Origin of the sequence: Pseudomonas sp. SMN5, from assembly GCF_052041925.1 — a bacterium.
Taxonomy (GTDB): Bacteria; Pseudomonadota; Gammaproteobacteria; order Pseudomonadales; family Pseudomonadaceae; genus Aquipseudomonas.
The window spans coordinates 62,021-88,459 of the sequence record NZ_JBKGGX010000004.1 but is presented as its reverse complement, the minus strand read 5'-3'; the positions used below and the strand labels follow the sequence as shown (position 1 = coordinate 88,459).

Below are 26,439 nucleotides of genomic sequence, written 5' to 3'. Positions count from 1 at the left end.
TAGGCCGGTCCCTGGCATTTCGCTTGGACGGGTGAAGGCAGGCATCCGCTGAACCTGTATTGCGCTTGGCACTCTCGGGCGTCGCTGGCTGTCGAAACATCCTGCCAAATTTTCTCCCCTCAATTACCACGCCCAGATTCCGCCTCACGACTAATCTTCAAAAGCCGCAGGACGCGGTGCCCTATCCACTCAAGGAACGATTCATGTCGCTCGCCATTGTCCACAGCCGCGCCCAGGTGGGGGTGGAGGCTCCCGCCGTTTCCGTCGAAGTCCACCTGGCCAACGGTTTGCCATCGCTGACGATGGTCGGCCTGCCGGAGGCCGCAGTGAAGGAAAGCAAGGACCGGGTGCGCAGCGCGATCATCAATTCGGGCCTGAGCTTCCCGGCACGACGCATCACCCTGAACCTGGCACCGGCGGATCTGCCCAAGGACGGCGGGCGATTCGACCTGGCGATTGCCCTGGGCATCCTGTCGGCCAGCGTGCAGGTGCCAACCCTGACGCTGGACGATGTCGAGTGTCTCGGCGAACTGGCCTTGTCCGGCGCGGTGCGCCCGGTGCGCGGGGTACTGCCAGCGGCGTTGGCGGCACGCAAGGCCGGACGCATGCTGGTGGTGCCACGGGCGAATGCCGAGGAGGCCTGCCTCGCGTCGGGCCTGAAGGTGATCGCCGTGGATCATCTGCTCGAAGCCGTGGCGCATTTCAACGGCCATACGCCGGTCGAGCCGTTTGTTTCCAACGGGCTGCTTTCAGCCAGCAAACCCTACCCGGACTTGAATGAGGTGCAAGGCCAGGCCGGGGCCAAGCGCGCCCTGCTGATTGCCGCCGCGGGCGCACATAACCTGTTGTTCAGCGGACCGCCGGGCACCGGTAAGACCTTGCTGGCGAGCCGTCTGCCGGGGCTTTTGCCGCCCTTGGCCGAGAGCGAGGCCCTTGAAGTGGCGGCGATTCAATCGGTGGCCAGTTGCGTGCCGCTGAGCCATTGGCCGCAGCGGCCGTTTCGCCAACCCCATCACTCGGCTTCCGGCCCGGCGCTGGTGGGCGGCGGGTCGAAGCCGCAACCTGGGGAAATCACCCTCGCCCATCATGGCGTGCTGTTTCTCGATGAATTGCCGGAGTTCGACCGCAAGGTCCTGGAAGTCTTGAGAGAACCATTGGAGTCAGGGCACATCGTGGTGTCCCGCGCCCGTGATCGGGTGCGCTTCCCGGCACGCTTCCAACTGGTCGCGGCGATGAATCCCTGCCCCTGTGGATATCTCGGCGAACCCAGCGGTCGCTGTTCGTGCACGCCGGACATGGTGCAACGCTACCGCAACAAGTTGTCCGGCCCTTTGCTGGACCGCATAGACCTGCACCTGACCGTGGCCCGGGAAGCCACCGCGCTCACTCCCAAGAGCGCAACGGGTGAGGACACCGCCACCATTGCCGCACAAGTGGCCGAGGCCCGCGAACGTCAACAGCGACGCCAGGGCTGCGCCAATGCCTTCCTCGATCTGCCGGGCCTGCGTCGACACTGCAAGTTATCCACAACCGACGAAACCTGGCTGGAAACCGCCTGCGAACGACTGACCTTGTCGCTGCGTGCCGCCCACCGCCTGCTCAAGGTCGCCCGGACGTTGGCGGACCTGGAACAAGCGGCAGACATCCGCCGCGAGCATCTGGCCGAAGCGTTGCAGTATCGGCCCGCTACGCCCTGAACCGCATCACGGCTTGGTCAGGTCCACCAGCGGCGCGTTGCGCACTTCGGTTTTCTGGCCGTTCTGGATGGCCTCGATGCGTGCAAGTGCCTTGTCCACTGCACCCTTGTCCGCCAACAGGCTGTAGTGGATCTTGAACTGCTTGTGTTCTTTCGGGCCGATGCTAGGGACCAGGCCCAGCGGCCGCTGATACCGGCGGTTATAGGAGAAGCTGGTGCCTGGCTCCAATCCGGTGACGTAACCCTGGCCCTGGGTATCGGTGTTTTTCCACAGGGAAAATACCGGCAGCGTGCTGGTGTTGAAGCCCACCGACACGCCGAGGCTGCCAGCCTTGTTGTGCAACACGGTCAGCGTGTCACCCTTGGCGTCGGCATACGGCACGACGTTGTAGACCGTTTCGTCGTAATCCTTGGTGGGGGCACGGTAGGTTTGCCAATCTGCCAGATCGCCCTTGGCCTTGTCGTTGAACGGCGAGACCTGCTTGACCGGGGCGGCGAAACGCGCGCCCTGCTCCAGGAACGGCGTGCTGAAATTGCTGTGGTAGAGGGCTTGGTATTCCTTCGGGTAATCGCCGTTGTTGGTCAGCGTATCGTTGAGGGCGAACGTCACGCTGCCGGGTTCGGTGACCAGTTCGGTCTGCACCGAGAAATCGACCTTCTTGAACGCCTGCTCCTTCAGCTCGCCCCGCAGGGTGATGGCATAGGGCGGCTTTTCATCGATATGCAGGGTGACCTTGTTGGCCGGAATATTGGCCGCACGACCGTGCAGGGTCAGCAGCTCGCCGTTATCCATGCCGGGGTGGCCAACCCATTCGTAGCCACAACGCGTTACCAGTTCGTTGAAGCCTTCGAGCCAGCCCAGGCCTGCGCGGCCGTTGAGTTCGATGAAGGCCGGGTTGACCACTTCCTTGACCGGCGAATCCCAGCCCATGCGCACGCTGCCGACTGAGGCCTGCAACACATTCATGCCGCGGGTCGGGACCACCGAAAGCTTGAGAGTGCCATTGTCGATGTCGACGATGCTGACACCCTCCTGCCGGCCGCCATGCAGGGTGCGCATCGTCACGGAGAACGGTTTGTCGGTCTTCACGCCCAACTGCTGGCTGGTGACTTGCCATGGTTGCGCGGCCTTGTCGGTGTCGAGCAGGACGTAATCCCAGGCCATGGCATGGGAGGCAGCGCCCAGGGCGCCGAGGGTCACGAGAAGTTTGAACGCAGTCATGGTCATGGCCTTTTCTTGGAGTTGTGCGGATTTTATAGACTTGAAGAAACGTTTCAGCAAGCTTATAAACGGCAAATTCCGGAAAATCCAATTCAATGATGTTGGAGGGGCTGAGGCCATCGCGAGCAGGCTCGCTCCCACGATGATCCGGGTGACCCGAGATACAGGCTCACCACACTCCCCTGTGGGAGCGAGCCTGCTCGCGATAGCGGTGGGACAGAAAAGGAGATGTCGGCTGTACAGGCTCACCCCCACTGATGCGGGATGAACCTATATGCAAATGCGACAACCGACTCAGCGGAACCGATCAACCTCTTGGCGCAGGTCCTGGGCCAGTTTTTCCAGTTCCTTGGCGGTGAGCGCCAGGTCCGAAACTACCTGGCGCTGTTCGCTGTTGGCCATGGCGATGCTTTGCAGGTTGCTGCTGAGTAGGGTCGCGGTGCTGCTTTGTTCCTGGGTAGCGGTGGTGATCGCAGCGAATTGCTGGCCGGCCGAGCGGCTCTGCTCGTCGATGCGCGCCAGGGCCGAGGCGACGTTGGCGTTGCGCGACAGGCCTTCCTGCATCAGCAAGTTGCCTTGCTCCATGGTGCTGATGGCATTGCCGGTTTCCTGCTGGATGCTGTTGATCATCCCGGAAATCTCGTCCGTGGCCTGACGAGTACGGGAGGCCAGGCTGCGCACTTCATCCGCAACGACGGCAAACCCACGACCCTGCTCACCGGCGCGGGCGGCTTCGATGGCCGCGTTCAACGCCAGCAGGTTGGTTTGTTCGGCGATGGAGGTGATGACGCCAACGATGCCGCCGATTTCCTGGGAGCGCTGGCCCAGGGTATTGATGACCGTGGCGGTGCTGTTCAACGCGCCGGCAATCTGCTCCAGAGACGAGGACGCTTCGTCCATCGAGGTTCGGCCGATCCGGGTCTGCTGGGCGTTTTCCTGGGCCAGGCGCTCGGTGTTGCCCATGTTGTCGGCAATGTTCAGCGAAGTCGCGCTGAACTCTTCCACCGCGCCGGCCATGCTGGTGATTTCGCCCGACTGCTGCTCCATCCCCTCATACGCACCGCTGGACAACCCGGCCAGGGCCTGGGCACGGCTGTTGACCTCCTGGGAGGCCTTGCGGATGTGCTCGACCATGGTCGACAGTGCCTGGCTCATCTGGTTGAAGGCGCGGGACAATTGACCGATTTCGTCATGGCTCGACACGTTCAGGCGCACGCTCAAGTCGCCGGCGCCCAGGGCTTCGGCCTGACGCACCAGATCGCCCAGCGGGGCGAGTTTGCTGCGCAGTAACCACATGGCCGCGCCGACTGCCAACAGCATCGCCAGCAGGCTGCCGATTGCCAGCTGAATACCGACGCTCCAGGTCACTTCGCGGATCTCGGCCTTGGGCATGCTCGCCACTACCGCCCATGGACCGCCCTCGAACGGTACCGCGACGCTGTAGAAGTCCTCGGCGGTGTCGCTCCAGAACGCGCCCTTGCCGGGGGTTTTCACCAGGCCAACGACGGTCGTGACGGCGGAATCAAGCGCCTGGACGCCAGCCGGCGGCACCAGCCATTTGTTTTGCTCATCCAGCAGCGCCAGCGAACCGGTCTTGCCGATACGGAAGCGCTTGAGGTTTTCGAACTGCGCGTTTTGGGCGTCGGTGTAGTCGAACCCCACATACAGCGCGGCGATGATCTTGCCACTGCTGTCGGTCACCGGGCTGTACTGCGTCATGTAGTAACGGCCGAACAGCAGGACACGGCCAATGTAGCTTTGCCCACTGGTCAAACGAGCATAGGCCGGGCTGGCGTGGTCGAGCACGGTACCAATGGCTCGCGAACCGTCCTGCTTGGCCACCGAGGTGCTGACCCGAATGAAATCATCACCGCTGCGCACGAAGATCGTGGCGGTACCCGCCGTCATCTGCTTGAACTCGTCAACTTCCTTGAAGTTGTTGTTCAGCATTTCGCCGGCCAGGTTCAGGCCAGGAGTCTGTACGCCTGCCACCGTCACCGGCTGGTCCGGATGCACACTCAGGCCCGCACTGAAACGTTTTTCGAACAGGCCGGCCAAACGCTGGGTGCTCTCGCGCAAGGTGCCATGAAAAGTATTGAGCTGGTCGGCCATCAGACGCGCTTCGCTGGCCAGGTGCTCCTCACGGGTGGCGAGGTTGGCGGCGTCCAGCGAACGCAAGGCGAAGACGGTACTGCCGGAAATCACGACCGCCAGTATCACGGCGAGGGCGAGGCCCAGCTGTGAGGCGATCCGGGCACGAGGTTGAGACATGACGGCTCCTGGCCGAGACACCGGATCATCCTTGATCACGTCGCACGCTCGGCATTCTATTCAAGGTAATGTGTGTGTTTGCCCTTTCTGAACGAGGGTTCCATGTTCACGGATTCGGCAGCCAAGCCAAATACTTGAGCGGTTTGGGAGGAATAATACCAAGTGGCTATCACGGGCACTGCATCGATTCAGCCAAGCCGTTGCACGGTTGGCAACTGCATGGCCTTGACCTCGCCCTGAAGAAAGTCACTGAGCCGGCGCAGACGCTCGCCGCCCGGACGGGTCTTCGGCCAGACCAGGTAATAATGCTCGCCGCTGGCCACCGCCGTCGGCCACGGCAAGCTCAGGCGTCCCTGGGCCACATCCTCGGCCACCATCAGCAAATCACCCATCGAAACGCCATAGCCGCGGGCTGCCGCGATCATCCCCAGCTCCAGCGTATCGAACACCTGCCCGCCCTTGAGCGAGACCTGGTCAGACAAGCCCATGCGCTCCAGCCAACTGCGCCAGTCCCGGCGGTCCGGGGTCGGGTGCAGCAGCTCGGCGCTGGCCAGCCGCTCCACGGTCCAGGGCCGGTCGTTCAGCAGGTTCGGCGCACCTACTGGAATCAGCTCCTCCGGAAACAGAAAACTGGCTTCCCAGTCCGCTGGGAAATGCCCGTTGCCCAGCAACACGGCGCAATCGAAGGGTTCGGTATTGAAATCCACTGAATCGACGTCCATCCAGGCGCTGGTCAGTTGCACTTCGTTGCCAGGTTGCAGATGGCGGAAACGACTCAGCCGCGCCAGCAACCAACGCATGGTCAGGGTCGAGGGGGCTTTCATGCGCAGGATGCCGTCTTCGCCATGCAAAGTATGACAGGCGCGCTCCAGGGCCATGAAACCGTCGCGCACACCCGGCAGTAACAGGCGCGCCGCCTCGGTCAGTTGCAGATTGCGCCCGCTGCGAAAAAACAAGCGGCAGGCGAAATGTTCTTCAAGCGTACGAATATGCCGGCTCACCGCACTCTGGGTAATCGACAATTCTTCCGCCGCCCGGGTGAACGAGCTGTACCGCGCCGCCGCTTCGAAGGCCCGCAGCGCATAAAGAGGAGGTAAACGACGAGACATCGGGAAAGCTCCTATAGCACCTGACGAACCCTACCAGAACTTCGACAGCATGAGTTTTAATCATGCCAGCGATCTTTTTTATCCTTTTGTGCAATCCGTCGGGAGCGCCGAGAATCGATGCTTTACTGCCTCGTATAAACATGGAGTGTGATGATCATGCGGCATCCGGCGCGTACCGAACTCTGGGCCATCCTGCGGCTGGCGGGGCCGCTGATCGCCTCGCAGTTGGCGCACATGCTCATGGTGCTCACGGACACCGTCATGATGGCGCGCCTGAGCCCCGAAGCCCTCGCTGGCGGTGGACTCGGCGCGGCCTCTTATTCGTTCGTGTCGATTTTCTGCATCGGCGTAATCGCCGCAGTGGGAACACTGGTGGCGATCCGTCAGGGTGCCGGCGATGTCGAAGGCGCGACCCGCCTGACCCAGGCCGGGCTCTGGCTGGCGTGGCTGATGGCGCTGGTAGCCGGGCTATTGTTGTGGAACCTCAAGCCTGTGCTGCTGCTGTTCGGCCAGACCGAAACCAACGTGCTGTCCGCCGGGCAGTTCCTGCTGGCGTTGCCCTTCGCCCTGCCCGGCTACCTGAGCTTCATGGCCTTGCGCGGCTTCACCAGTGCCATCGGGCGGGCCACGCCGGTCATGGTGATCAGCCTCGGCGGTACCGTGGCCAACTTCTTGCTCAACTACGCACTCATCACCGGCATGTTCGGCTTGCCCAGGCTCGGCTTGATGGGCATCGGTCTGGTCACGGCCATCGTCGCCAACTGCATGGCCCTGGCACTGGCCTGGCATATCCATCGACACCCGGCCTACCGGGCCTATCCGTTGCTTGCAGGGTTGTCGCGGCCCAATCGCCAGTACCTCAAGGAGCTCTGGCGCCTGGGCCTGCCGATTGGCGGCACGTACGCGGTTGAAGTCGGGCTGTTCGCGTTCGCCGCGTTGTGCATGGGCACCATGGGCAGCACGCCGTTGGCCGCGCATCAGATCGCCCTGCAGATCGTCTCGGTGGCATTCATGGTCCCGGCGGGCATGTCCTACGCGATCACCATGCGCATCGGCCAGCACTACGGGGCCGGGCAGTTGCTGATGGCACGCCTGGCCGGGCGGGTCGGGATCGGCTTTGGCGCGGCGGCGATGCTGGGGTTTGCCATGGTGTTCTGGCTGCTGCCGAACCAGCTGGTCGGTCTGTTCCTGGACCACAACGACCCGGCCTTCCGGGAAGTGATCAACCTGGCAGTGAGCCTGCTGGCCGTGGCGGCGTGGTTCGAACTGTTCGACGGTACGCAAACCATCGCCATGGGTTGTATCCGCGGACTCAAGGATGCCAAGACCACGTTCCTGGTCGGCCTGGGCTGCTACTGGCTGATTGGCGCGCCGTCGGCCTGGTGGATGGCATTTCACCTTGGCTGGGGGCCTACCGGCGTCTGGTGGGGCCTGGCCCTGGGTCTGGCCTGCGCCGCCGTGAGCCTGACGCTGGCGTTTGAAGGGAAGATGAAGCGGATGATCCGGCGTGAGTCTGGAGAGCCACAGGGATTCGGGATCATTCAAGCCGATTGAGCTCTCCTGTGGGAGCGAGCCTGCTCGCGATAGCGGTGTGACTGCTACATCAATGGGACTGGCAGGCCGTCATCGCGAGCAGGCTCGCTCCCACAGGGGATTGGGTCTGCCCGCAGGATTGGGTATCAGACTACCCCTTCCTGGGTCGCCTGATCACCATCCCCCATCAGGTACTCAACCAATTCAGGCAACGGCAACGGCTTGCTGATCAGGAAGCCCTGCACCTGGTCGCACCCGAATCCACGGAGCAACTCCAACTGCTCCGGGGTCTCCACGCCTTCGGCCACCACTTCCAGATTGAGGTTGTGTGCCAGGTTGATCATGGCGTGCACCAGCTTGCGGTTTTCTTCCCGTTGCTCCATGCCGCCGACGAAACTCTTGTCGATCTTGAGCAAGGCAATCGGCAAGCTGTTGAGGTGCACGAACGAGGAGAAACCGGTGCCGAAGTCGTCCAGCGAAAAACGCACCCCGAGCCGACCCAGGGCATCCATGGTCTGCTTGACCAGTTCACTGCGCCGCATGACGGCGGTTTCGGTGAGTTCGAACTCCAGCCATTGCGCCTCGACACCCCGTTCGGCAATCAACCGGCTCAGGGTCGGCAGCAGCTGGCTGTCCTGGAACTGGCGAAACGACAAGTTCACCGCCATATGCAACGGCGCCAACCCGCGCTCGCGCAGGGCCTGCATGTCCCGCAGGGCCCTGGATATCACCCAGTAGCCCAGCGGCACGATCAGGCCACTCTGCTCGGCCAGTGGCACGAACTCGCTGGGCGGCAGCAGGCCACGCTCGCCGTGGCGCCAGCGCACCAGTGCTTCGAGGCCGACAATATGACTGCCTTCGAGACTCAGCCGAGGCTGGTAATGCAATTCCAATTCATCGCGGCGCAAGGCCCGGCGCAGCTCGGTTTCAAGATCAGCGAGGCTACGGGCATTGCGGTTGATGCGCTCGTTGAAGATATGAAAGGTGCAGCCCTGGGTGCTCTTGGCCTGCTGCATGGCGATGTGTGCGTGCCACATCAGCGGATCGGGGCCGGCCTGGGCGCGGGCATGGGCCACACCCAGGCTGCAACCGATCAGCAGGCTCTCACCGTCGATCCAGTAGGGTTCGGCCATGGCCTCGGTAATCCGCTCGGCCATCCATTCGGCGCGCTGCGGTGCGCGACGCGTGTCGATCAGCAGGGCGAATTCATCACTGCCCAGGCGCGCCAATTGATCGCCTGCTTCGAGCGAGCCCTTGAGCCGGGACACCACCTGCAGGATCAGCCGGTCGCCGGCCTGATGACCCAAGGCATCGTTGGCATGGCGAAAATTATCCAGGTCCAGGTGACCCAGGGCCAGGCCGCGGCCATCGTTCTCGGCCAGGCGCGCCGCCAGCAGCGTCTGGAAGCCCTGGCGGTTGGCGATACCGGTCAGCGGGTCCTGCTCGGCGAGGCGCTGCAAGGTATGCTCCAGCACACCGCGCTCGCGCACATGTCGCAGGCAGCGACGCAGAGTCGCGCTGTCAAGTACATCGCGCACCAGCCAGTCGCTGACGCCGTCAGGAGCAATCGCCGGCTCGTGCTCCAGCAAGAGGACCGTCGGCAGGCGGCAACGGCCCGGCGCAGGCTGCAACGGAGCGATGGTCAGCAATATCGCGTTGCGGTTGTCTTCGAACAGGCTGCTGACCGAATCCCAGGTCGGAGCGCTGATCAACACGAACGATGGCCCCAGGGGCGCCAGGCACTCGCGCAGGACCGTTGCCCATTCAGGCGTTTCGGCCAATAACAGCAAACGCAAGGGTTCGACAGGCGTTGACAAGCTGACTCCCTAGACTCTGCAAGGTGGTTGGCGCGGGGCATTATGACTTGCCGAGGGGCAATGACCAATGCCAACAGTTCTCAAATACGCCGGTTCAAGGCTTTTTTACACACTTGAAGTCGTACGTTAGACGCAAATTCGCCCCATATCCTGCGTGAAAGTCGCAAAAGCGGCAAATGACAATGCTGTGGACGTCACAAGTCGGATAGCGCAGCACAACGCCGCAAGCCTGTTAAAATGCCGGCCCATTTTGCAAACGACTCCCTGAACTCGTCATGTCCCGACTCAATCCCCGGCAGCAAGAAGCCGTGAACTATGTCGGCGGCCCTCTTTTGGTGCTCGCCGGTGCAGGCTCCGGCAAGACCAGCGTGATCACTCGCAAGATCGCGCACCTGATCCAGAATTGCGGGATCCGCGCCCAGTACATCGTCGCCATGACCTTCACCAACAAGGCCGCCCGTGAAATGAAGGAGCGGGTCGGTGGCCTGCTGCGCGCCGGCGAAGGCCGTGGCCTGACGGTCTGCACCTTCCATAACCTGGGCCTGAATATCATCCGCAAGGAACACGCGCGACTGGGCTACAAGCCGGGCTTCTCGATCTTCGACGAGACCGACGTCAAGGCCCTGATGACCGACATCATGCAGAAGGAATACGCCGGCGACGACGGCGTGGACGAAATCAAGAACATGATCGGCGCCTGGAAAAACGACCTGGTGCTGCCACCCGAGGCCCTGGAAAACGCGCGCAATCCCAAGGAACAGACCGCCGCCATCGTCTACGCCCATTACCAGCGCACGCTCAAGGCGTTCAACGCGGTGGACTTCGACGACCTGATCCTGTTGCCGGTCAAGCTGTTCCAGGACCACGCCGACATTCTCGAAAAATGGCAGAACAAGGTCCGCTACCTGCTGGTGGACGAATACCAGGACACCAACGCCAGCCAGTATCTGCTGGTGAAGCTTCTGATCGGCAAGCGCAACCAGTTCACCGTGGTGGGCGACGACGACCAGTCGATCTACGCCTGGCGCGGCGCGCGGCCGGAAAACCTGATGCTGCTCAAGGAAGACTATCCGTCGCTCAAAGTGGTGATGCTGGAGCAGAACTACCGCTCCACCAGCCGCATCCTGCGCTGCGCCAACGTGCTGATTTCCAACAACCCCCACGAGTTCGAAAAGCAACTGTGGAGCGAGATGGGCCACGGCGACGAAATCCGCGTGATCCGCTGCCGCAACGAAGACGCCGAGGCCGAGCGCGTGGCCATGGAAATCCTCAGCCTACACCTGCGCACCGATCGGCCTTACAGCGACTTTGCGATCCTCTATCGCGGCAACTACCAGGCCAAGCTGATCGAGCTGAAGCTGCAGCATCACCAGGTCCCGTATCGGCTGTCGGGGGGCAACAGCTTTTTCGGGCGCCAGGAAGTGAAGGACCTGATGGCCTACTTCCGCCTGATCGTGAACCCGGACGACGACAACGCCTTCCTGCGGGTGATCAACGTCCCACGCCGGGAAATCGGTTCGACCACCCTGGAAAAACTCGGCAACTACGCCACCGAACGCAAGATCTCGATGTACGCCGCCACCGATGAGATCGGCTTGGGCGAACACCTGGACAGCCGCTTCACCGACCGCCTGGCGCGCTTCAAGCGCTTCATGGACAAAGTCCGCGAACAGTGCGCCGGCGAAGACCCGATCTCGGCGCTGCGCAGCATGGTCATGGACATCGACTACGAGAACTGGCTGCGCACTAACAGCTCCAGTGACAAGGCTGCCGATTACCGGATGAGCAACGTCTGGTTTCTGATCGAGGCGTTGAAAAACACCCTGGAAAAAGACGAAGACGGCGACATGACGGTCGAGGACGCCATCGGCAAGCTCGTGTTGCGGGACATGCTCGAACGCCAGCAGGAAGAGGAAGAAGGTGCTGAAGGCGTGCAGATGATGACGCTGCACGCTTCCAAAGGCCTGGAGTTTCCCTACGTGTTCATCATGGGCATGGAAGAGGAAATCCTGCCGCACCGTTCCAGCATCGAGGCCGACACCATCGAAGAAGAACGGCGCCTGGCCTACGTGGGCATCACCCGCGCTCGGCAGACGCTGGCCTTCACCTTCGCCGCCAAGCGCAAGCAGTACGGTGAAGTCATCGACTGCGCCCCGAGCCGCTTCCTCGACGAACTGCCGCCGGACGACCTGGCCTGGGAAGGCAACGACGACACCCCGACCGAAGTGAAGGCCGTACGCGGCAACAATGCGCTGGCGGACATACGAGCGATGCTCAAGCGTTAGAATCGACTACTTTTTACTGACCCCAGGCGCCAGTGGCGCCATCAGAGGAGGCTTCATGGAAGCCCTGCAGCAGAAAATCCGCGAACTCGGCATCGTGCTTTCCGATCAGGTCTTGAAAGTCGACGCGTTCCTGAACCATCAGATCGACCCGCAACTGATGAAGCTGATCGGCGACGAATTCGCCGCGCTGTTCAAGGACTCGGGCATCACCAAGATCGTCACCATCGAAGCCTCGGGCATCGCCCCGGCGATCATGACGGGGCTGAACCTGGGCGTGCCGGTGATCTTCGCCCGCAAGCAGCAGTCCCTGACCCTGACCGAGAACCTGCTGTCGGCCACTGTGTATTCCTTCACCAAGAAGACCGAAAGCACCGTCGCCATCAGCCCGCGCCACCTGACCAGCAGCGACCGGGTGTTGATCATCGATGACTTCCTGGCGAACGGCAAAGCGTCCCAGGCGTTGATTTCCATCATCAAGCAGGCCGGCGCCACCGTGGCCGGACTGGGGATCGTGATCGAGAAGTCCTTCCAGGGTGGTCGCGCGGAACTGGATGCCCAGGGTTATCGCGTCGAGTCCCTGGCGCGGGTGAAGTCGTTGGCGGGTGGGGTGGTGACCTTCATAGACTGACCGCACTCCACATAACCCTGTGGGAGCGAGCCTGCTCGCGATAGCGGTGGATCAGCCAATGTCTATTTGACTGACACACCGCTATCGCGAGCAGGATCGCTCCCACAAGGGGTCCCGGATCAGTCCTTATTGCGCAGTAGCCTTCAACCCCGCCAGTAACAACCGCTGGGCCAGCTCGTCCTTCAGCCCCTCCGGGATCGCCAGTTGCATCCGCTCCAGATGTGCGGGGTACGCAGCAGCCTCCGGCGCATCCAGCGCAGCCTTGCCCAGTTCGAGCATTTCAGTGAGCTTGAATTTGCTCTTGAGCCAGTTCAGCGCCCGCAAAAGATCGCGCTCTACCGCGTCGAAATCGCAACCCAGCGGATACTCCGGAAACAGGTTCGGATGCCGGGCCTGGATCGCCTGCAAACGTTGCGGGGTGTTGTCGGCGAAGCGCGGGTCGAGACGGAAATCCTTCGGCAGTTTGCCGGCATTCTGGGCCCGTTCGATCAGCCCTGGCTGGAAGCGTGAATCACTGATATTCAGCAACGCCTCGATGACTGCGGCATCGGTCTTGCCGCGCAGGTCGGCGATGCCGTACTCGGTCACCACGATGTCCCGCAGATGCCGCGGGATCGTACAGTGGCCGTACTCCCAGACAATGTTCGAGCTGATCTCGCCACCGGCTTCGCGCCAACTGCGCAGCAGCAGAATCGATCGACCGCCCTCCAGCGCATGGCCCTGGGCAACGAAGTTGTATTGCCCGCCCACGCCGCTGAGGACCCGCCCGTCTTCCAACTGATCCGCCACCCCGGCGCCCAACAGGGTCATGGTGAAGACCGTATTGATGAAGCGGGCATCGACGCGTTGCAGGCGCTTGAGCTGTTCCTGACCGTACAGTTCGTTGATGTAGCTGATGCGGGTCATGTTGAATTCGAGGCGTCGGCTCTGGGGCAATTCGCGCAGGCGCTCGTAGAAACTGCGCGGGCCCAGGAAGAACCCACCGTGGATGCAGATGCCGTCGGGCTGCGCCGCCTCATCGAGGGTGCCGGCGTTGGCCTGCTCCTGGGTCGGCACGTCGGGGTAGACCTTGCGGCGGATGATCCCGGCCTCGGCCAGCACCAGCAGACCGTTGACGAACATTTCACTGCATCCGTACAGGCCTTTGGCAAACGGCTCGACCCCGCCTTCGCGTTCGATCAACCGCGCCCACTGGCTCAGGTTCAAGTCAGCCAGCAAGGCCCGGTAACCCGAGTTGTCGGCCTGGCGCGCCAGCAGCGCCGCCGTCAAGGCATCGCCCATGGAACCGATGCCGATCTGCAACGTACCGCCGTCGCGCACCAGGGCACTGGCGTGCAGGCCGATGAAATGATCTTGGAAGCCCACCGGCATGTTCGGCGTGGAAAACAAGGTGTGGCTGTCTTTCTCATCGATCAACAGGTCGAAATCATCGATGCCGACTTCCGCGTCCCCGGGCATGTAGGGCAGGTCGCTGTGCACTTGGCCGACCATGAGAATGGTTTCTCCGGCCGCCCGCCGCTTGGCGATCATCGGCAGCAGATCCAGGGTGATGTCCGGGTTGCAGCTCAGACTCAGGCGATCCGGGTGCTGCGGGTCGCTCGCGAGCAGTTGCGCCACCAGGTTCAAACCGGCGGCATTGATGTCCCGGGCCGCGTGGCTGTAGTTGCTGCTGACATAGTCCTGCTGGGCTGTCGTGCTGTGCAGCAGGCTGCCGGGCTGCATGAAGAACTGCTCAACGCGAATGTTGGCCGGCAGGCTGTCACGGTGCAGATCGCCGAGGTAGTCCAGTTCAGGGTAATCGCCGAAGACCCGCTCGATGAACGGCTCGATGAAGCGCTTCTGCAAGCCATCGCCGAGGTTCGGCCGGCCCAGGCTTAGGGCGGTATAGATGGTCAGTTGCCGCTCGGGCAGCTGTGCGATGCGCCGGTACAGGGCGTTGGCGAACAGGTTCGGTTTGCCCAGCCCCAACGGCATGCCGAGGTGGATATGCGCGGGCAGGCGCTCCAGCACCTCGTCCACCGCCTGTTCGATTGAGCACAACTGCACCATCCGACCCTCCTGGACATTCCATGAATGTGGGTTGGACCGAGCTTGCCGGGTCTTGGTTGCGATGAACAGCCCAGAAAAATATCGGGCACAAAAAAGCCGCTCGCAAGCGGCTTTTTTCGCGCTGGACGCCGGAAGATTACAGCCCGGACATCTCTTTGATGGCGCCTTTGAGCTCGTCATCCGAGCAGTCGGCGCAGGTGCCTTTAGGCGGCATGGCGTTGATGCCGGTGATGGCCTTGGCCAGGATGCCGTCGAGGCCGCCCTGGTGGTCGGCGCGCTCTTTCCACGCGGCCTTGTCACCAATCTTAGGTGCGCCCAGCAGGCCGGTGCCGTGGCAAGCGTTGCAATGTTTGGCAATGACATCTTTCGGTGCCTTCGCACCGCCAGCGCCGCCAGCCGCAGTAGCCACTTCCATGCCCTTGCATTCCTGGCCCTGAACACAAACCTGGCCGACAGGTTCAAGACGTTTGGCGATTTCATCGGTGGGCGCCGCTTGAGCGCTCGCAGCCCAAAGGGCCAATACGGTTGCTGGTGCAGCCAGCATTTTCATAATTAGGTTCACGCGTACACCCTCAATGGTGGCTAGTCACGCCTGCGGCCACGGTTTGCAGGCGGGCGCAAGTATAGCGGTAAGCCTGTCACACTGAAACAACCCTAAAGTCGCAAGGGTCTTATCGGTCGCGACCCACTTACCCCCAGGCGCCTTGCCATCCGGGCTCGGCGCCATGTTTCTTAGAAATTGGCCGGCGTGGCTGCGCTGATCAGTCGCGCCGGCACATCGAACGGATTGCGGAAACGGTGAGGCTTGGTGCTTTCGAAATAGTAGCTGTCGCCCGCTTCGAGCACGAAGGTCTCGCTGCCCACCACCAATTCCAACCGCCCTTCCACCACAATCCCGGTCTCCTCGCCTTCATGGGTGAGCATCTCGTCACCGGTGTCGGCGCCAGGCGGATAGATTTCATTGAGGAAGGCAATCGCCCGGCTTGGATGCGCCCTGCCCACCAGCTTCATGGTCACGGCGCCGTCGGAGATGTCGATCAGTTCATTGGCTTTGTAGACAATCTGAGTCGGTTTCTCCTGGAGGATTTCTTCGGAGAAAAACTCGACCATGGACATGGGAATCCCACCCAGGACCTTGCGCAGCGAGCTGATCGAGGGGCTGACGCTGTTCTTTTCGATCATCGAAATGGTGCTGTTGGTGACGCCCGCGCGTTTGGCGAGTTCACGCTGGGAAAGGCCTTTGAGTTTACGAATGGCTTGCAGTCGTTCACCGACGTCCAATGCTGGAGCCTCCAGGGGAATCAGGTTGTGAGGAAAGTGAGCGTTATCATGGCGACAGCGTTCAGTATTTACAACACTTTGACCCGAATCCTGCGCGGTGAAGCGACTTTCGGTCAGGCGCGTCCTGTGTCAGCTCCCGGAATAGAGCCGTGGCACCCGCCGCAGGTTGCAGAAAATCTGGTAGGGAATCGTATCGGCGGCCTTGGCGACGTCACTGGCGAGCACGTTCTTGCCCCATAGCTCCACGGTCGAACCGAGCCCGGCCTGGGGGATGTGGGTCAGGTCGACGCACAGCATGTCCATCGACACCCGCCCGACCAGTTGGCTGCGCTGCCCGTCCACCAGCACCGGGGTACCGGTGGGAGCCTGGCGCGGATAGCCGTCGGCATATCCCATCGCGACCACCCCGACCCGGGTCGGTCCGGTGGTGACGAAACGTGCGCCGTAACCCACCGGCTCGCCGGCGGGCAATTCGCGCACGCTGATGATTCTGGACTCCAGGGTCATCACCGGTTGCAGGCGCGAGGCAACGGCATTGGGTTCATCGAACGGCGTGGCGCCATACAGCATGATGCCCGGGCGCACCCAGTCGCTCGGAATCTGCGGCCAGCCCAACACCGCGGGCGAGTTGCGCAGGCTGATCTGCGCCGCCAGCCCCTGACGGGCCGCCTCGAATACCGCCAACTGTTGGGTGCTGCTCGGATCATGCAGCTCATCGGCACGGGCGAAGTGGCTCATCAGGACGATTTTCGCCACGTTGCCGCTGGCGAGCAGGCGACGGTAGGCCGCCTGGTAGTCCGCCGGGTGCAGACCGACCCGATGCATGCCGGAATCGAGCTTGAGCCAGACCGTGATCGGCTTGCTCAGGTTTGCCCGTTCGACCGCTTCGAGCTGCCACAGCGAATGCACCACGCACCAGAAATCGTGCTCGAGGATCAAGGGCAGCTCATCGGCCTCGAAGAACCCTTCGAGAAGCAGGACCGGCCCGCGAATCCCGGCGGCCCGCAGTTCCAGGGCCTCCTCGATGCAGGCCACGGCGTACCCGTCCGCCAGATCTTGCAGCGCCTCGGCGCAGCGCACCGCACCGTGCCCATAGGCATCAGCCTTGATCACCGCCAGGGCCTTGGCCCCGGTGACCTCGCGGGCCAGTTGGTAGTTGTGACGCAAGGCTTGAAGATCGATCAGGGCACGGGCAGGACGCATGGCGGCAGGCTTCTAGGCGGTCATGAATAAAAAACCGGCGCTGGCTGACAGTGCGAACCACCAACAGCGCCGGGAGAGGGATCTTGCTGAGGACTAAGGCAGCGCCGCGACGACAGACAGCTCCACCAGAATCTGCGGCTCACACAGCTTGGCTTCCACCGTGGCGCGGGCCGGGGCGACGCCTTTGGGCAGCCACTGGTCCCACACCGCATTCATGCCGGCAAAATGTGCCTCGATGTCCTTCAGATAAATGGTGACCGACAACAGACGCGTCTTGTCGGTCCCGGCCAGGTCGAGCAAACGCTCGATGTTGGCAAGGGTTTCGCGGGTCTGCTGCTCGATCCCGGCTGTCATGTCGTCGCCGACCTGCCCCGCCAGATAAACGGTGCCGTTGTGCACGACGATCTGGCTCATGCGCTCATTGGTGAGCTGGCGCTGGACTGACATGTTTCGCAGACTCCTGGTGTTTGCTGCCATAACGGGAAATATCGAGGCCTTCGGCGCTGATCTGCGGCTTTTTCTTCGCCATCAGGTCCGCCAACAGACGACCGGAACCACAGGCCATGGTCCATCCGAGGGTACCGTGTCCGGTGTTCAGGAACAGATTCTTGAACGGGGTCGCCCCCACGATCGGCGTACCGTCCGGAGTGGTGGGACGCAAACCGGTCCAGAAACTGGCCTGGGTCAGATCGCCGCCGCGAGGATAAAGGTCGTTGACGATCATCTCCAGGGTTTCGCGTCGACGCGGGTTGAGGGACAGATCAAAACCGGCGATTTCCGCCATGCCGCCCACGCGGATACGGTTGTCGAACCGGGTGATCGCCACCTTGTAGGTTTCGTCGAGAATGGTCGAGGTCGGGGCCATGGCCGGATCGGTGATCGGCACGGTTAGCGAATAACCTTTGAGCGGATACACCGGCGCACGGATCCCGAGGGGCTTGAGCAGTTGCGGCGAATAGCTGCCCAGGGCCAGGACGTAGCGATCGGCGGTTTCCAGCTTGCCGTCGATCCAGACGCCATTGATGCGGTCACCGGCGAAATCCAGGCGCTGGATATCCTGGCCAAAACGGAACTGCACACCCAGCTTCACGGCCATTTCCGCCAGGCGTGTCGTGAACATCTGGCAGTCGCCGGTCTGGTCGTTGGGCAGCCGAAGGGCACCGGCCAGAATATCGGTGACATTCGCCAGGGCCGGCTCGACGCGAGCGATGCCCGCACGGTCGAGGACTTCGAACGGCACGCCGGACTCTTTCAACACGGCGATGTCCTTGGCCGCGCCGTCGAGCTGGGCCTGGGTGCGGAACAGTTGGGTAGTCCCCAGGCTGCGACCTTCGTAGGCAATGCCGGTTTCGGCACGCAACTCGTCGAGGCAGTCACGGCTGTACTCGGACAGGCGCACCATGCGTTCCTTGTTGACCGCATAGCGGCTGGCGGTGCAGTTGCGCAGCATCTGCGCCATCCACAGGTACTGGTCGATGTCGGCGGTGGCCTTGATTGCCAGGGGTGCGTGGCGCTGCAGCAACCACTTGATGGCCTTGAGCGGCACACCCGGCGCGGCCCACGGTGAGGCATACCCCGGCGATACCTGCCCGGCGTTGGCGAAGCTGGTTTCCATGGCAGGCGCCGGCTGACGGTCGACCACCACCACCTCAAACCCGGCACGGGCCAGATAGTAAGCACTGACGGTACCGATAACGCCGCTACCCAAGACCAGAACGCGCATGTTGAAACCCTCATCGCGGAGAACCGCTGACGTTTGATATACAAAGCTTAGATGCGCGCAGTGTAAAAAAGATCAACCAGTGCTTTTCACTATATAACTGCTTATATTTGGCGAGAATTCTCGGCGAAAACCCTTTTCACGGAGGCGCATCACCTGTGCGTACCAATACCCAGACCAAGCGGGAGCTGGACAAGATCGACCGCAACATCCTGCGCATCCTCCAGGCGGACGGGCGGATCTCCTTCACTGAACTGGGGGAAAAGGTCGGCCTGTCGACCACGCCTTGCACCGAGCGGGTGCGGCGCCTGGAGCGCGAAGGGATCATCATGGGCTACAACGCCCGGCTCAATCCGCAGCACCTGAAGGGCAGCCTGCTGGTGTTCGTCGAGATCAGCCTCGATTACAAATCCGGCGACACGTTCGAGGAGTTCCGCCGCGCCGTACTGAAATTGCCCCACGTGCTGGAATGTCACCTGGTGTCCGGGGATTTCGACTATCTGGTGAAGGCGCGAATTTCCGAAATGGCGTCATACCGCAAGCTGCTGGGCGACATCCTGCTCAAGCTGCCCCATGTGCGCGAGTCCAAGAGCTATATCGTGATGGAAGAGGTGAAGGAAAGCCTGAACCTGCCGATTCCAGACTGAAATCCGCGTTGCCACCATCGCGAGCAGGCTCGCTCCCACATTTGATCTGTGGCGAGCCCCGCATCCCTGTGGGAGCGAGCCTGCTCGCGATGGGGCCGACCCGGTAAACCTGCCGAACAAGCAGTCAGACCAACACCTGGCGATTGGCAGCCATGTATTCATGAATCTGCTTCTCAACCCGCGGATGGATCAACTCCACCGGTCGCCGGCCGTTGGGGCACGGCAAGCTCGCCGTGGTGCCGAACAGGCGGCAGATCAGCGGGCGCTCGTCGTACACCGTGCAACCGTTGGGCCCGAGATGCACGCAGTCGAGCGCCTCCAGGGCGGCGTCCTGCTCGGCGCGGGTTTTGCGCGGCAGGCGGGCCATTTCTTCCGGCGAGGTGGTCACCGGTCCACAGCAGTCGTGGCAACCCGGCACACATTCGAACGAGGGAATCTGCTGGCGCAGCGTGCGAATTTTCTGACCGTTGCAACTCATCGAGACCGTTACCGAGGTGGGACTGTCCTGAATTTTGCCTTAAAAGCCCCGGGCCAGACAGCGCCGGCCGACCACTGTTGCCCATGGACGAAGCCACGGCTTATGCTCCGTAAAATTTCTCAAACACAAAAAATCAGGATTACGCACATGAACGCCCGTGTTCAGCAACCGGTCCCGAGCCACGCGCACGCCGCCTCCTATTACGCCGCCAGCAGCCTGCCGCAACCGGACCATCCGTTGCTGCAAGGCGAACTGGTGGCGGATGTCTGTGTGGTTGGTGGCGGGTTTTCCGGGCTGAACACGGCAATCGAACTGGCCGAACGCGGCATGAATGTAGTGTTGCTGGAGGCTCACAAAATCGGCTGGGGCGCCAGCGGGCGCAACGGCGGCCAGCTGATCCGCGGGGTTGGTCATGGCCTCGATCAGTTCGCCCCGGTGATCGGCACCGAAGGCGTGCGTCAGATGAAACTCATGGGGTTGGAAGCGGTGGAGATCGTCCGACAGCGCATAGAGCGTTTTCAGATCCCTTGCGACCTTACCTGGGGCTACTGCGACCTCGCCAACAAACCTGCCGACCTGGAAGGCTTCGCCGAAGACGCCGAGGAACTGCGTAGCCTGGGTTATCGCCATCAGACCCGGCTGCTGCAACCCCACGAGATGCACAGCGTGGTGGGTTCGGACCGCTACGTCGGCGGCCTGATCGACATGGGCTCGGGGCATCTGCATCCGCTGAACCTGGCTTTGGGTGAAGCCGCCGCCGCGCAACAAATGGGGGTCAGGCTGTTCGAGCAATCGGCGGTGACGCGCATCGACTACGGCCCGCAAGTGAAGGTGCATACCCAGCAAGGCTCTGTCCGCGCCAAGACGTTGGTACTGGGCTGCAACGCATACCTCAGCGGCCTGAACCCGGAACTCAGCGGCAAGGTATTGCCTGCCGGCAGCTACATCATTGCGACCGAGCCCCTGAGCCAGGCACAGGCCCAGGCCTTGTTGCCGCAGAACATGGCGGTCTGTGACCAGCGAGTGGCGCTGGATTATTACCGGCTGTCAGCGGACCGCCGCCTGCTGTTCGGCGGCGCTTGCCACTACTCCGGCCGCGACCCGCAGGACATCGGCGCCTACATGCGGCCGAAGATGCTCAAGGTCTTCCCACAACTGGCAAACGTGAAAATCGATTATCAATGGGGCGGGATGATCGGGATCGGCGCCAACCGCCTGCCGCAGATCGGCCGGCTCAAGGACCAACCCAATGTGTATTACGCTCAGGCCTATTCCGGCCATGGCGTGAACGCCACGCACCTGGCCGGCAAATTATTGGCCGAAGCCATCAGTGGGCAGCACAGTGGCGGCTTTGATCTGTTCGCCCGGGTGCCGCACATGACATTCCCTGGCGGCAAGCATCTGCGCTCGCCGTTGTTGGCGCTGGGGATGTTGTGGCATCGGTTGAAAGAGTTGGTTTGATCAATTGTGGCGAGGGAGCTTGCTCCCTCTGGGACGGTCCGACGCCTTGGAAGCGGCCCTGGATATTGCGGTCGCTGCGCAACCGAGCGCGAGCAAGCTCCCTCGCCACAGGTTCTGTGCTCGACTGACGGGCGTCTTACAACCGCCAGAACGGCTTGAGCGCTTCCTCCCGCGCCTGCTCCCGACTCAGGCCGATGTCGCGCAACTGTTCGGGTGTCAGTTCCAACAAGGCCTTGCGTGTATGCAGACGATGCCAGAACAGGTCCCAGCGACTCAGACAGGCAGGCGCATTGCGCAGTGTCGCGCTGCGCAGTTCCTTTTCCTGTCCCGCTGCCAGTTCCTGGCTGTGTAACGTCAGCCGCACATCGCTCAAGCCGTTCATTTTGATCGCTCCTGTTTACTTGGGTAGCCAGAGGTTTCATGATGCGCGGACGACGAAAATCGATACAGATTCAACCTGTATCTTTTATGTGCATACAGATTGCCTATCGCTACGACTGAATTGTCCTTTTCCGACCCAACTGTATGGGTCGCTTGTTCCACCACACCGGGAGCGCTGCATGACCCTCTACGTAAACCTCGCCGAACTGCTCGGAACCCGCATCGAACAGGGTTTCTACCGTCCCGGTGATCGTCTGCCTTCGGTTCGCGCGCTCAGTACGGAACATGGGGTCAGCCTGAGTACGGTGCAGCAGGCCTACCGCGTACTGGAGGACAGCGGGCTGGCGATGCCGAAACCCAAATCCGGCTATTTCGTCCCGCCCAGCCGGGAGCTGCCGGACTTGCCGGTGGTGGGCCGCCCGGCCCAACGACCCGTGGACATTTCCCAGTGGGACCAGGTGCTGGAGCTGATCCGCGCGGTACCGCGCAAAGACGTGGTGCAACTGGGGCGCGGCATGCCGGACATCAATTCGCCGACCATGAAGCCGCTGCTGCGCAGCCTGGCGCAGATCAGCCGTCGACAAGACATGCCAGGCCTGTATTACGACAACATCTACGGCAACCTCGCCTTGCGCGAACAGATCGCCCGGTTGTCGCTTGACTCCGGCTGCCAGTTCGGCCCCGGTGACCTGATTATCACCACAGGCTGTCACGAGGCGCTGTCGGTGAGCATCCGCGCCACTTGCGAGCAAGGCGATATCGTCGCGGTGGATTCCCCCAGCTTTCACGGGGCAATGCAAACCCTCAAGGGCCTGGGCATGAAGGCCCTGGAAATCCCCACCGACCCGCTCACCGGCATCAGCCTGGAGGCGCTGGAACTGGCGTTGGAGCAATGGCCGATCAAGGCCATACAGTTGACCCCCAGTTGCAACAATCCATTGGGCTACATCATGCCCGAGGCCAACAAGCGCGCCCTGTTGACCCTGGCCCAGCGCTTCGATGTAGCGATTATCGAAGATGATGTGTATGGGGAATTGGCCTACACCTACCCGCGACCGCGCACCATCAAATCCTTCGACGAGGATGGCCGCGTCCTGCTCTGCAGTTCGTTCTCCAAGACGCTGGCACCGGGCCTGCGAATCGGCTGGGTCGCTCCGGGGCGGTACCTGGAGCGGGTGTTGCACATGAAATACATCAGCACGGGCTCCACCGCGCCGCAACCGCAGATCGCCATCGCCGAATTTCTCAAGGGTGGGCACTTCGAACCGCACTTACGGCGGATGCGCACGCAGTACCAGCGCAATCGTGACGTGATGATCGACTGGGTCAGCCGCTATTTCCCCCAGGGCACCCGCGCCAGCCGACCGCGGGGCAGCTTCATGCTGTGGATCGAACTGCCCGACGGCTTCGATACGCTCAAGCTCAATCGGGTCTTGCATGACCAAGGCGTACAAGTCGCCGTCGGCAGCATTTTTTCGGCCTCCGGCAAGTATCGCAATTGTCTGCGGATGAACTACGCTGCCAAGCCGACAGCCCAGATCGAAGAGGCCGTGCGCAAGGTGGGCGCCGCCGCCATGGCGCTGTTGAACGAAACCCAGCGCGACGTCGTCTGAACCTTACGCAGGGACGCAGCAGCCAATAACCGATCAACGCAAACAAGCGGAACGATCCTACGTGAGATCCAGACCCATCCTGCCTGCACTATTGCTGGTCGCCTCGCTACTGGGGGGATGCGCCAGCCTTGATGTCACTCGTGAGCCTTCCCAGGCGCTGCCGGCCAGCGAATCGGCATTCGGTCGATCGGTCCAGGCCCAGGCCGCGCCCCATGAAGGTCGTTCGGGCTTTCGATTGCTCTCTGACAGCACCGAAGCGTTTACCGCCCGAGCCGAGCTGATCCGCCACGCCCAGCGCAGCCTGGATCTGCAGTACTACATCGTGCATGACGGCATCAGCACACGAATGCTGGTGGATGAACTGCTCAAGGCCGCCGACCGTGGCGTTCGCGTGCGGATCCTGTTGGACGACACCACCAGCGACGGACAGGAAGAGACCATCGCGACCCTCGGCGCCCACCCCAACATTCAGATACGCCTGTTCAATCCGCTGCACCTGGGCCGCGCCACCGGCGTGACCCGTGGCCTCGGACGGCTGTTCAACCTGTCGCTGCAACACCGGCGGATGCACAACAAGTTATGGCTGGCGGACAACAGCATGGCGATCGTCGGCGGGCGCAACCTGGGCGACGAGTATTTCGACGCCGAACCCAACCTGAACTTCACCGACATCGACCTCCTCGGCGTCGGGCCGGTGGCCGAACAGTTGGGCCACGGCTTCGATCAATATTGGAACAGCGCTTTGAGCAAGCCGGTCGAGCAGTTCCTGTCCCATCGCCCGACACCGCAGGACCTGGCCGACAGCCGCCTGCGCCTGCAGCAGTCCCTGGAGCAGACCCACAGGGAAAACCAGGCGCTCTATCGCCAACTGACTGCCTACCGGACCCAACCACGCCTGGACATCTGGCGCAGCCAGTTGATCTGGGCCTGGAACAAGGCGCTGTGGGACGCACCCAGCAAAGTCTTGAGCAAGGACGAGCCGGATCCGCAGTTGCTGTTGACCACCCAACTGGCACCGGAGCTGACAGGCGTCAGCAAAGAGCTGATCCTGATTTCCGCCTATTTCGTTCCCGGCCAACCGGGCCTGGTGTACCTGACCAGCCGCGCCGATGCCGGGGTTTCGGTGAGCCTCCTGACCAACTCCCTGGAAGCCACCGATGTGCCGGCGGTGCACGGCGGCTACACGCCGTATCGCAAGGCCCTGCTGGAACATGGCGTACGGCTGTACGAATTGCGGCGCCAACCGGGGGACAAAGGCAGCAGCCCGCACCTGTTCTACAGCAAGTCCTACGGCGAATCGGGCTCCAGCCTGCATAGCAAGGCGATCATTTTTGACCAGCAGAAATCATTCATCGGCTCGTTCAACTTCGACCCGCGCTCGGTACTTTGGAACACCGAAGTCGGCGTACTGGTGGACAGCCCTGAACTCGCCGCGCAGGTGCGTGAACTGGCCTTGCAAGGCATGGCGCCGGCCCTGAGCTATCAGGCCAGGCTGGAAGATGGAAAACTGGTCTGGACCACCGAAGACAACGGAAAACAGCACGAACTGGACCGCGAGCCGGGCAGCTGGTGGCGCCGGTTCAATGCCTGGTTTGCCACGACTATCGGACTGGAGCGGATGCTGTAGTCCTGAGAAATTGTTTGAGATGAATACGTTCCCGGAGCGAGGGAGCTTGCTCCCGCTGGAGCGCGCAGCGGTCCCGAGCTTTTTGGGGCCGCTTCGCAGCCCAGCGGGAGCAAGCTCCCTCGCCACAGGATTTCGGTGATCAAGCAGGCTGAGTCGCCCCAAACGCCCCTTGTCGCAAAAGCAGCAGCACCAGACCGAACGCCCCCACCGCCATGAACAGCGGCAGCGCATGCCCGCTGATCCACTGGCTGCCCGCACCCGCCGCCAATGGACCGATCAGGCAACCGATTCCCCACAATTGCGCGATGTGAGCGTTGGCCCGCACCAGCGCATCGTCGCGGTAGCGCTCGCCGATCAGAATCAACGACAGGGTAAACAACCCTCCAGCACTGGCGCCGAACAACACCCACAACGGCCAGATCAACCAGGTGTCGATCAACAGCGGAACGGCCAGGCTCGACAGTGTCAGCGCCACCGCGCACCCGCCGAACAGGGCCCGGCGGGACAGGTAATCGGCCAAAGCACCGATGGGCAATTGCAACAAGGCGTCACCGACCACCACGGTACTGACCATCACCAGCGCAACATCGGCGCTGAAACCCTGGCGCAGGCAATAAACCGGCAGCAAGGTCAGGATCATCGCCTCGAACGCAGCGAACAATGAGACCGCCCAGGCGATAGCCGGCAGGCCTCGGCAAAAGGCCCACAGATCACCGAGGGTCACGCTGCCGGCTTCACTGCTCGGTGCGCCGCTACGACCCAGCAACAGCAATGGCGCGACCAGCAACAGACCGACGCCTACCCAGAAGCCGTAGTCGTGATCAGTTCCCAGCGCACCCAGCAACAAGGGGCCGGACAACTGGCTCAGGGCGTAGCTGCTGCCATACAGAGCGACCAACCGCCCGCGCCATTGTTCGATAACCAGCTGGTTGATCCAGCTCTCGCCGAGGATGAACACCAGAGTCAGGACCACGCCAATCACCAGGCGCAGCAACAGCCACACCGGATAACTGGGCAACAGCGCCAGCAACGCTATAGACAGCGCGCCGCCCCACAGGCACAGGCGCATCAACGCCGCCGTGCCGAACCGCGCCGCCAGCCGGCTCGACACCTTGGCCCCCAGCAACACGCCCACGGCAGGCATGGCCGCCATCACGCCGATAGCGAACGATCCATAGCCCCAACCTTCAAGCCGCAGCGACACCAACGGCATGCTCACGCCCAGGGCCAGGCCGACACTCAAGACCGATGCCAGCACGGCAAAATAGGTCGCCCAACGCATTTTCCACGCTCCTGTGGACAGTGACGGCATCACTCAAAGCAATGTGGGAGCGAGCCTGCTCGCGATGGCGGGGCAACATTCAACACAGGTGTCGACTGTCATACCGCTATCGCGAGCAGGCTCGCTCCCACAAGGG

At 62.3% G+C, this 26,439-nt stretch carries 21 protein-coding genes; 8 read left to right on the top strand and 13 right to left on the bottom strand.

What is annotated here, in order from left to right; all coding sequences use genetic code 11:
* Positions 1-203: 203 nt before the first annotated feature.
* Complete coding sequence (locus ACLEJR_RS05300) at positions 204-1,697, top strand: YifB family Mg chelatase-like AAA ATPase (RefSeq protein ID WP_440796095.1); 1,494 nt, start codon at positions 204-206, stop codon at positions 1,695-1,697.
* Between the two features lie 6 nt (positions 1,698-1,703).
* Here ACLEJR_RS05300 and ACLEJR_RS05295 read toward each other — a convergent pair whose 3' ends face one another.
* The 3 genes from ACLEJR_RS05295 to ACLEJR_RS05285 form a co-directional block, all read right to left on the bottom strand.
* Positions 1,704-2,918 (bottom strand): aldose 1-epimerase family protein, encoded by a 1,215-nt coding sequence (locus ACLEJR_RS05295; protein ID WP_440812587.1) that lies wholly within the window; start codon positions 2,916-2,918, stop codon positions 1,704-1,706.
* Positions 2,919-3,212: 294 nt separating this feature from the next.
* The gene (locus ACLEJR_RS05290; RefSeq protein WP_440812584.1) at positions 3,213-5,189 is read right to left on the bottom strand and encodes a methyl-accepting chemotaxis protein; all 1,977 of its coding nucleotides are present in this window, start codon (positions 5,187-5,189) and stop codon (positions 3,213-3,215) included.
* Positions 5,190-5,377: 188 nt separating this feature from the next.
* Positions 5,378-6,298, bottom strand: coding sequence for a LysR substrate-binding domain-containing protein (locus tag ACLEJR_RS05285; RefSeq protein WP_440796097.1), 921 nt, complete (start codon positions 6,296-6,298; stop codon positions 5,378-5,380).
* A gap of 156 nt (positions 6,299-6,454) precedes the next feature.
* Here ACLEJR_RS05285 and ACLEJR_RS05280 point away from each other — a divergent pair, with 156 nt between their 5' ends.
* Positions 6,455-7,852, top strand: coding sequence for a NorM family multidrug efflux MATE transporter (locus tag ACLEJR_RS05280; RefSeq protein ID WP_440796191.1), 1,398 nt, complete (start codon positions 6,455-6,457; stop codon positions 7,850-7,852).
* Positions 7,853-7,977: 125 nt separating this feature from the next.
* Here the strand turns inward: ACLEJR_RS05280 and ACLEJR_RS05275 are convergent, their stop codons facing one another.
* The gene (locus ACLEJR_RS05275; protein ID WP_440812582.1) at positions 7,978-9,648 is read right to left on the bottom strand and encodes a putative bifunctional diguanylate cyclase/phosphodiesterase; all 1,671 of its coding nucleotides are present in this window, start codon (positions 9,646-9,648) and stop codon (positions 7,978-7,980) included.
* Between the two features lie 275 nt (positions 9,649-9,923).
* Between ACLEJR_RS05275 and rep the strand changes: the two genes are divergently transcribed.
* On the top strand, positions 9,924-11,933 hold the full coding sequence (rep, locus tag ACLEJR_RS05270) for a DNA helicase Rep (protein WP_440796101.1): 2,010 nt from the start codon (positions 9,924-9,926) through the stop codon (positions 11,931-11,933).
* 55 nt (positions 11,934-11,988) lie between these two features.
* A complete protein-coding gene (locus ACLEJR_RS05265) occupies positions 11,989-12,561 on the top strand; it encodes a xanthine phosphoribosyltransferase (protein WP_440796103.1) in 573 nt (190 codons plus the stop codon).
* Positions 12,562-12,687: 126 nt separating this feature from the next.
* Here ACLEJR_RS05265 and ACLEJR_RS05260 read toward each other — a convergent pair whose 3' ends face one another.
* The 6 genes from ACLEJR_RS05260 to dadA all read right to left on the bottom strand — a co-directional run bounded on the left by ACLEJR_RS05260 (position 12,688) and on the right by dadA (position 18,817).
* The gene (locus ACLEJR_RS05260) at positions 12,688-14,610 is read right to left on the bottom strand and encodes an acetyl-CoA hydrolase/transferase C-terminal domain-containing protein (protein ID WP_440812579.1); all 1,923 of its coding nucleotides are present in this window, start codon (positions 14,608-14,610) and stop codon (positions 12,688-12,690) included.
* A 136-nt stretch (positions 14,611-14,746) separates the two neighbouring features.
* Positions 14,747-15,160: a c-type cytochrome gene (locus ACLEJR_RS05255; RefSeq protein ID WP_440796107.1), complete on the bottom strand. Its 414-nt coding sequence runs from the start codon at positions 15,158-15,160 to the stop codon at positions 14,747-14,749.
* A 182-nt stretch (positions 15,161-15,342) separates the two neighbouring features.
* The gene (locus ACLEJR_RS05250; protein WP_440796109.1) at positions 15,343-15,891 is read right to left on the bottom strand and encodes a cupin domain-containing protein; all 549 of its coding nucleotides are present in this window, start codon (positions 15,889-15,891) and stop codon (positions 15,343-15,345) included.
* A 129-nt stretch (positions 15,892-16,020) separates the two neighbouring features.
* Positions 16,021-17,094: an alanine racemase gene (gene alr, locus ACLEJR_RS05245; RefSeq protein ID WP_440812576.1), complete on the bottom strand. Its 1,074-nt coding sequence runs from the start codon at positions 17,092-17,094 to the stop codon at positions 16,021-16,023.
* 93 nt (positions 17,095-17,187) lie between these two features.
* Complete coding sequence (locus tag ACLEJR_RS05240; RefSeq protein ID WP_440796113.1) at positions 17,188-17,541, bottom strand: RidA family protein; 354 nt, start codon at positions 17,539-17,541, stop codon at positions 17,188-17,190.
* Positions 17,513-18,817, bottom strand: coding sequence for a D-amino acid dehydrogenase (gene dadA, locus ACLEJR_RS05235; protein ID WP_440796115.1), 1,305 nt, complete (start codon positions 18,815-18,817; stop codon positions 17,513-17,515). The genes ACLEJR_RS05240 and dadA overlap by 29 nt, the downstream gene beginning before the upstream one ends.
* Before the next feature lie 155 nt (positions 18,818-18,972).
* Here dadA and ACLEJR_RS05230 point away from each other — a divergent pair, with 155 nt between their 5' ends.
* Positions 18,973-19,461 carry an Lrp/AsnC ligand binding domain-containing protein gene (locus ACLEJR_RS05230; protein ID WP_003206849.1) on the top strand — a complete coding sequence of 163 codons (489 nt, stop codon included), beginning with the start codon at positions 18,973-18,975 and terminating at the stop codon, positions 19,459-19,461.
* Positions 19,462-19,585: 124 nt separating this feature from the next.
* On the opposite strand, the gene ACLEJR_RS05225 is transcribed toward ACLEJR_RS05230, so the two are convergent.
* Positions 19,586-19,939: a YkgJ family cysteine cluster protein gene (locus ACLEJR_RS05225; RefSeq protein WP_440796116.1), complete on the bottom strand. Its 354-nt coding sequence runs from the start codon at positions 19,937-19,939 to the stop codon at positions 19,586-19,588.
* A gap of 147 nt (positions 19,940-20,086) precedes the next feature.
* Between ACLEJR_RS05225 and ACLEJR_RS05220 the strand changes: the two genes are divergently transcribed.
* Positions 20,087-21,400 carry an NAD(P)/FAD-dependent oxidoreductase gene (locus ACLEJR_RS05220; protein ID WP_440796118.1) on the top strand — a complete coding sequence of 438 codons (1,314 nt, stop codon included), beginning with the start codon at positions 20,087-20,089 and terminating at the stop codon, positions 21,398-21,400.
* A 136-nt stretch (positions 21,401-21,536) separates the two neighbouring features.
* On the opposite strand, the gene ACLEJR_RS05215 is transcribed toward ACLEJR_RS05220, so the two are convergent.
* Positions 21,537-21,782 (bottom strand): DUF1127 domain-containing protein, encoded by a 246-nt coding sequence (locus ACLEJR_RS05215; protein WP_440812574.1) that lies wholly within the window; start codon positions 21,780-21,782, stop codon positions 21,537-21,539.
* A gap of 178 nt (positions 21,783-21,960) precedes the next feature.
* Between ACLEJR_RS05215 and ACLEJR_RS05210 the strand changes: the two genes are divergently transcribed.
* Both ACLEJR_RS05210 and ACLEJR_RS05205 read left to right on the top strand, forming a co-directional pair.
* Entirely contained in the window at positions 21,961-23,394 is a 1,434-nt protein-coding gene (locus tag ACLEJR_RS05210) for a PLP-dependent aminotransferase family protein (RefSeq protein WP_440796122.1), read from the top strand.
* Between the two features lie 61 nt (positions 23,395-23,455).
* Positions 23,456-25,021 carry a phospholipase D family protein gene (locus ACLEJR_RS05205; RefSeq protein WP_440796124.1) on the top strand — a complete coding sequence of 522 codons (1,566 nt, stop codon included), beginning with the start codon at positions 23,456-23,458 and terminating at the stop codon, positions 25,019-25,021.
* 139 nt (positions 25,022-25,160) lie between these two features.
* Here ACLEJR_RS05205 and ACLEJR_RS05200 read toward each other — a convergent pair whose 3' ends face one another.
* Positions 25,161-26,303, bottom strand: coding sequence for an MFS transporter (locus ACLEJR_RS05200; RefSeq protein ID WP_440796126.1), 1,143 nt, complete (start codon positions 26,301-26,303; stop codon positions 25,161-25,163).
* Positions 26,304-26,439 lie beyond the last annotated feature (136 nt).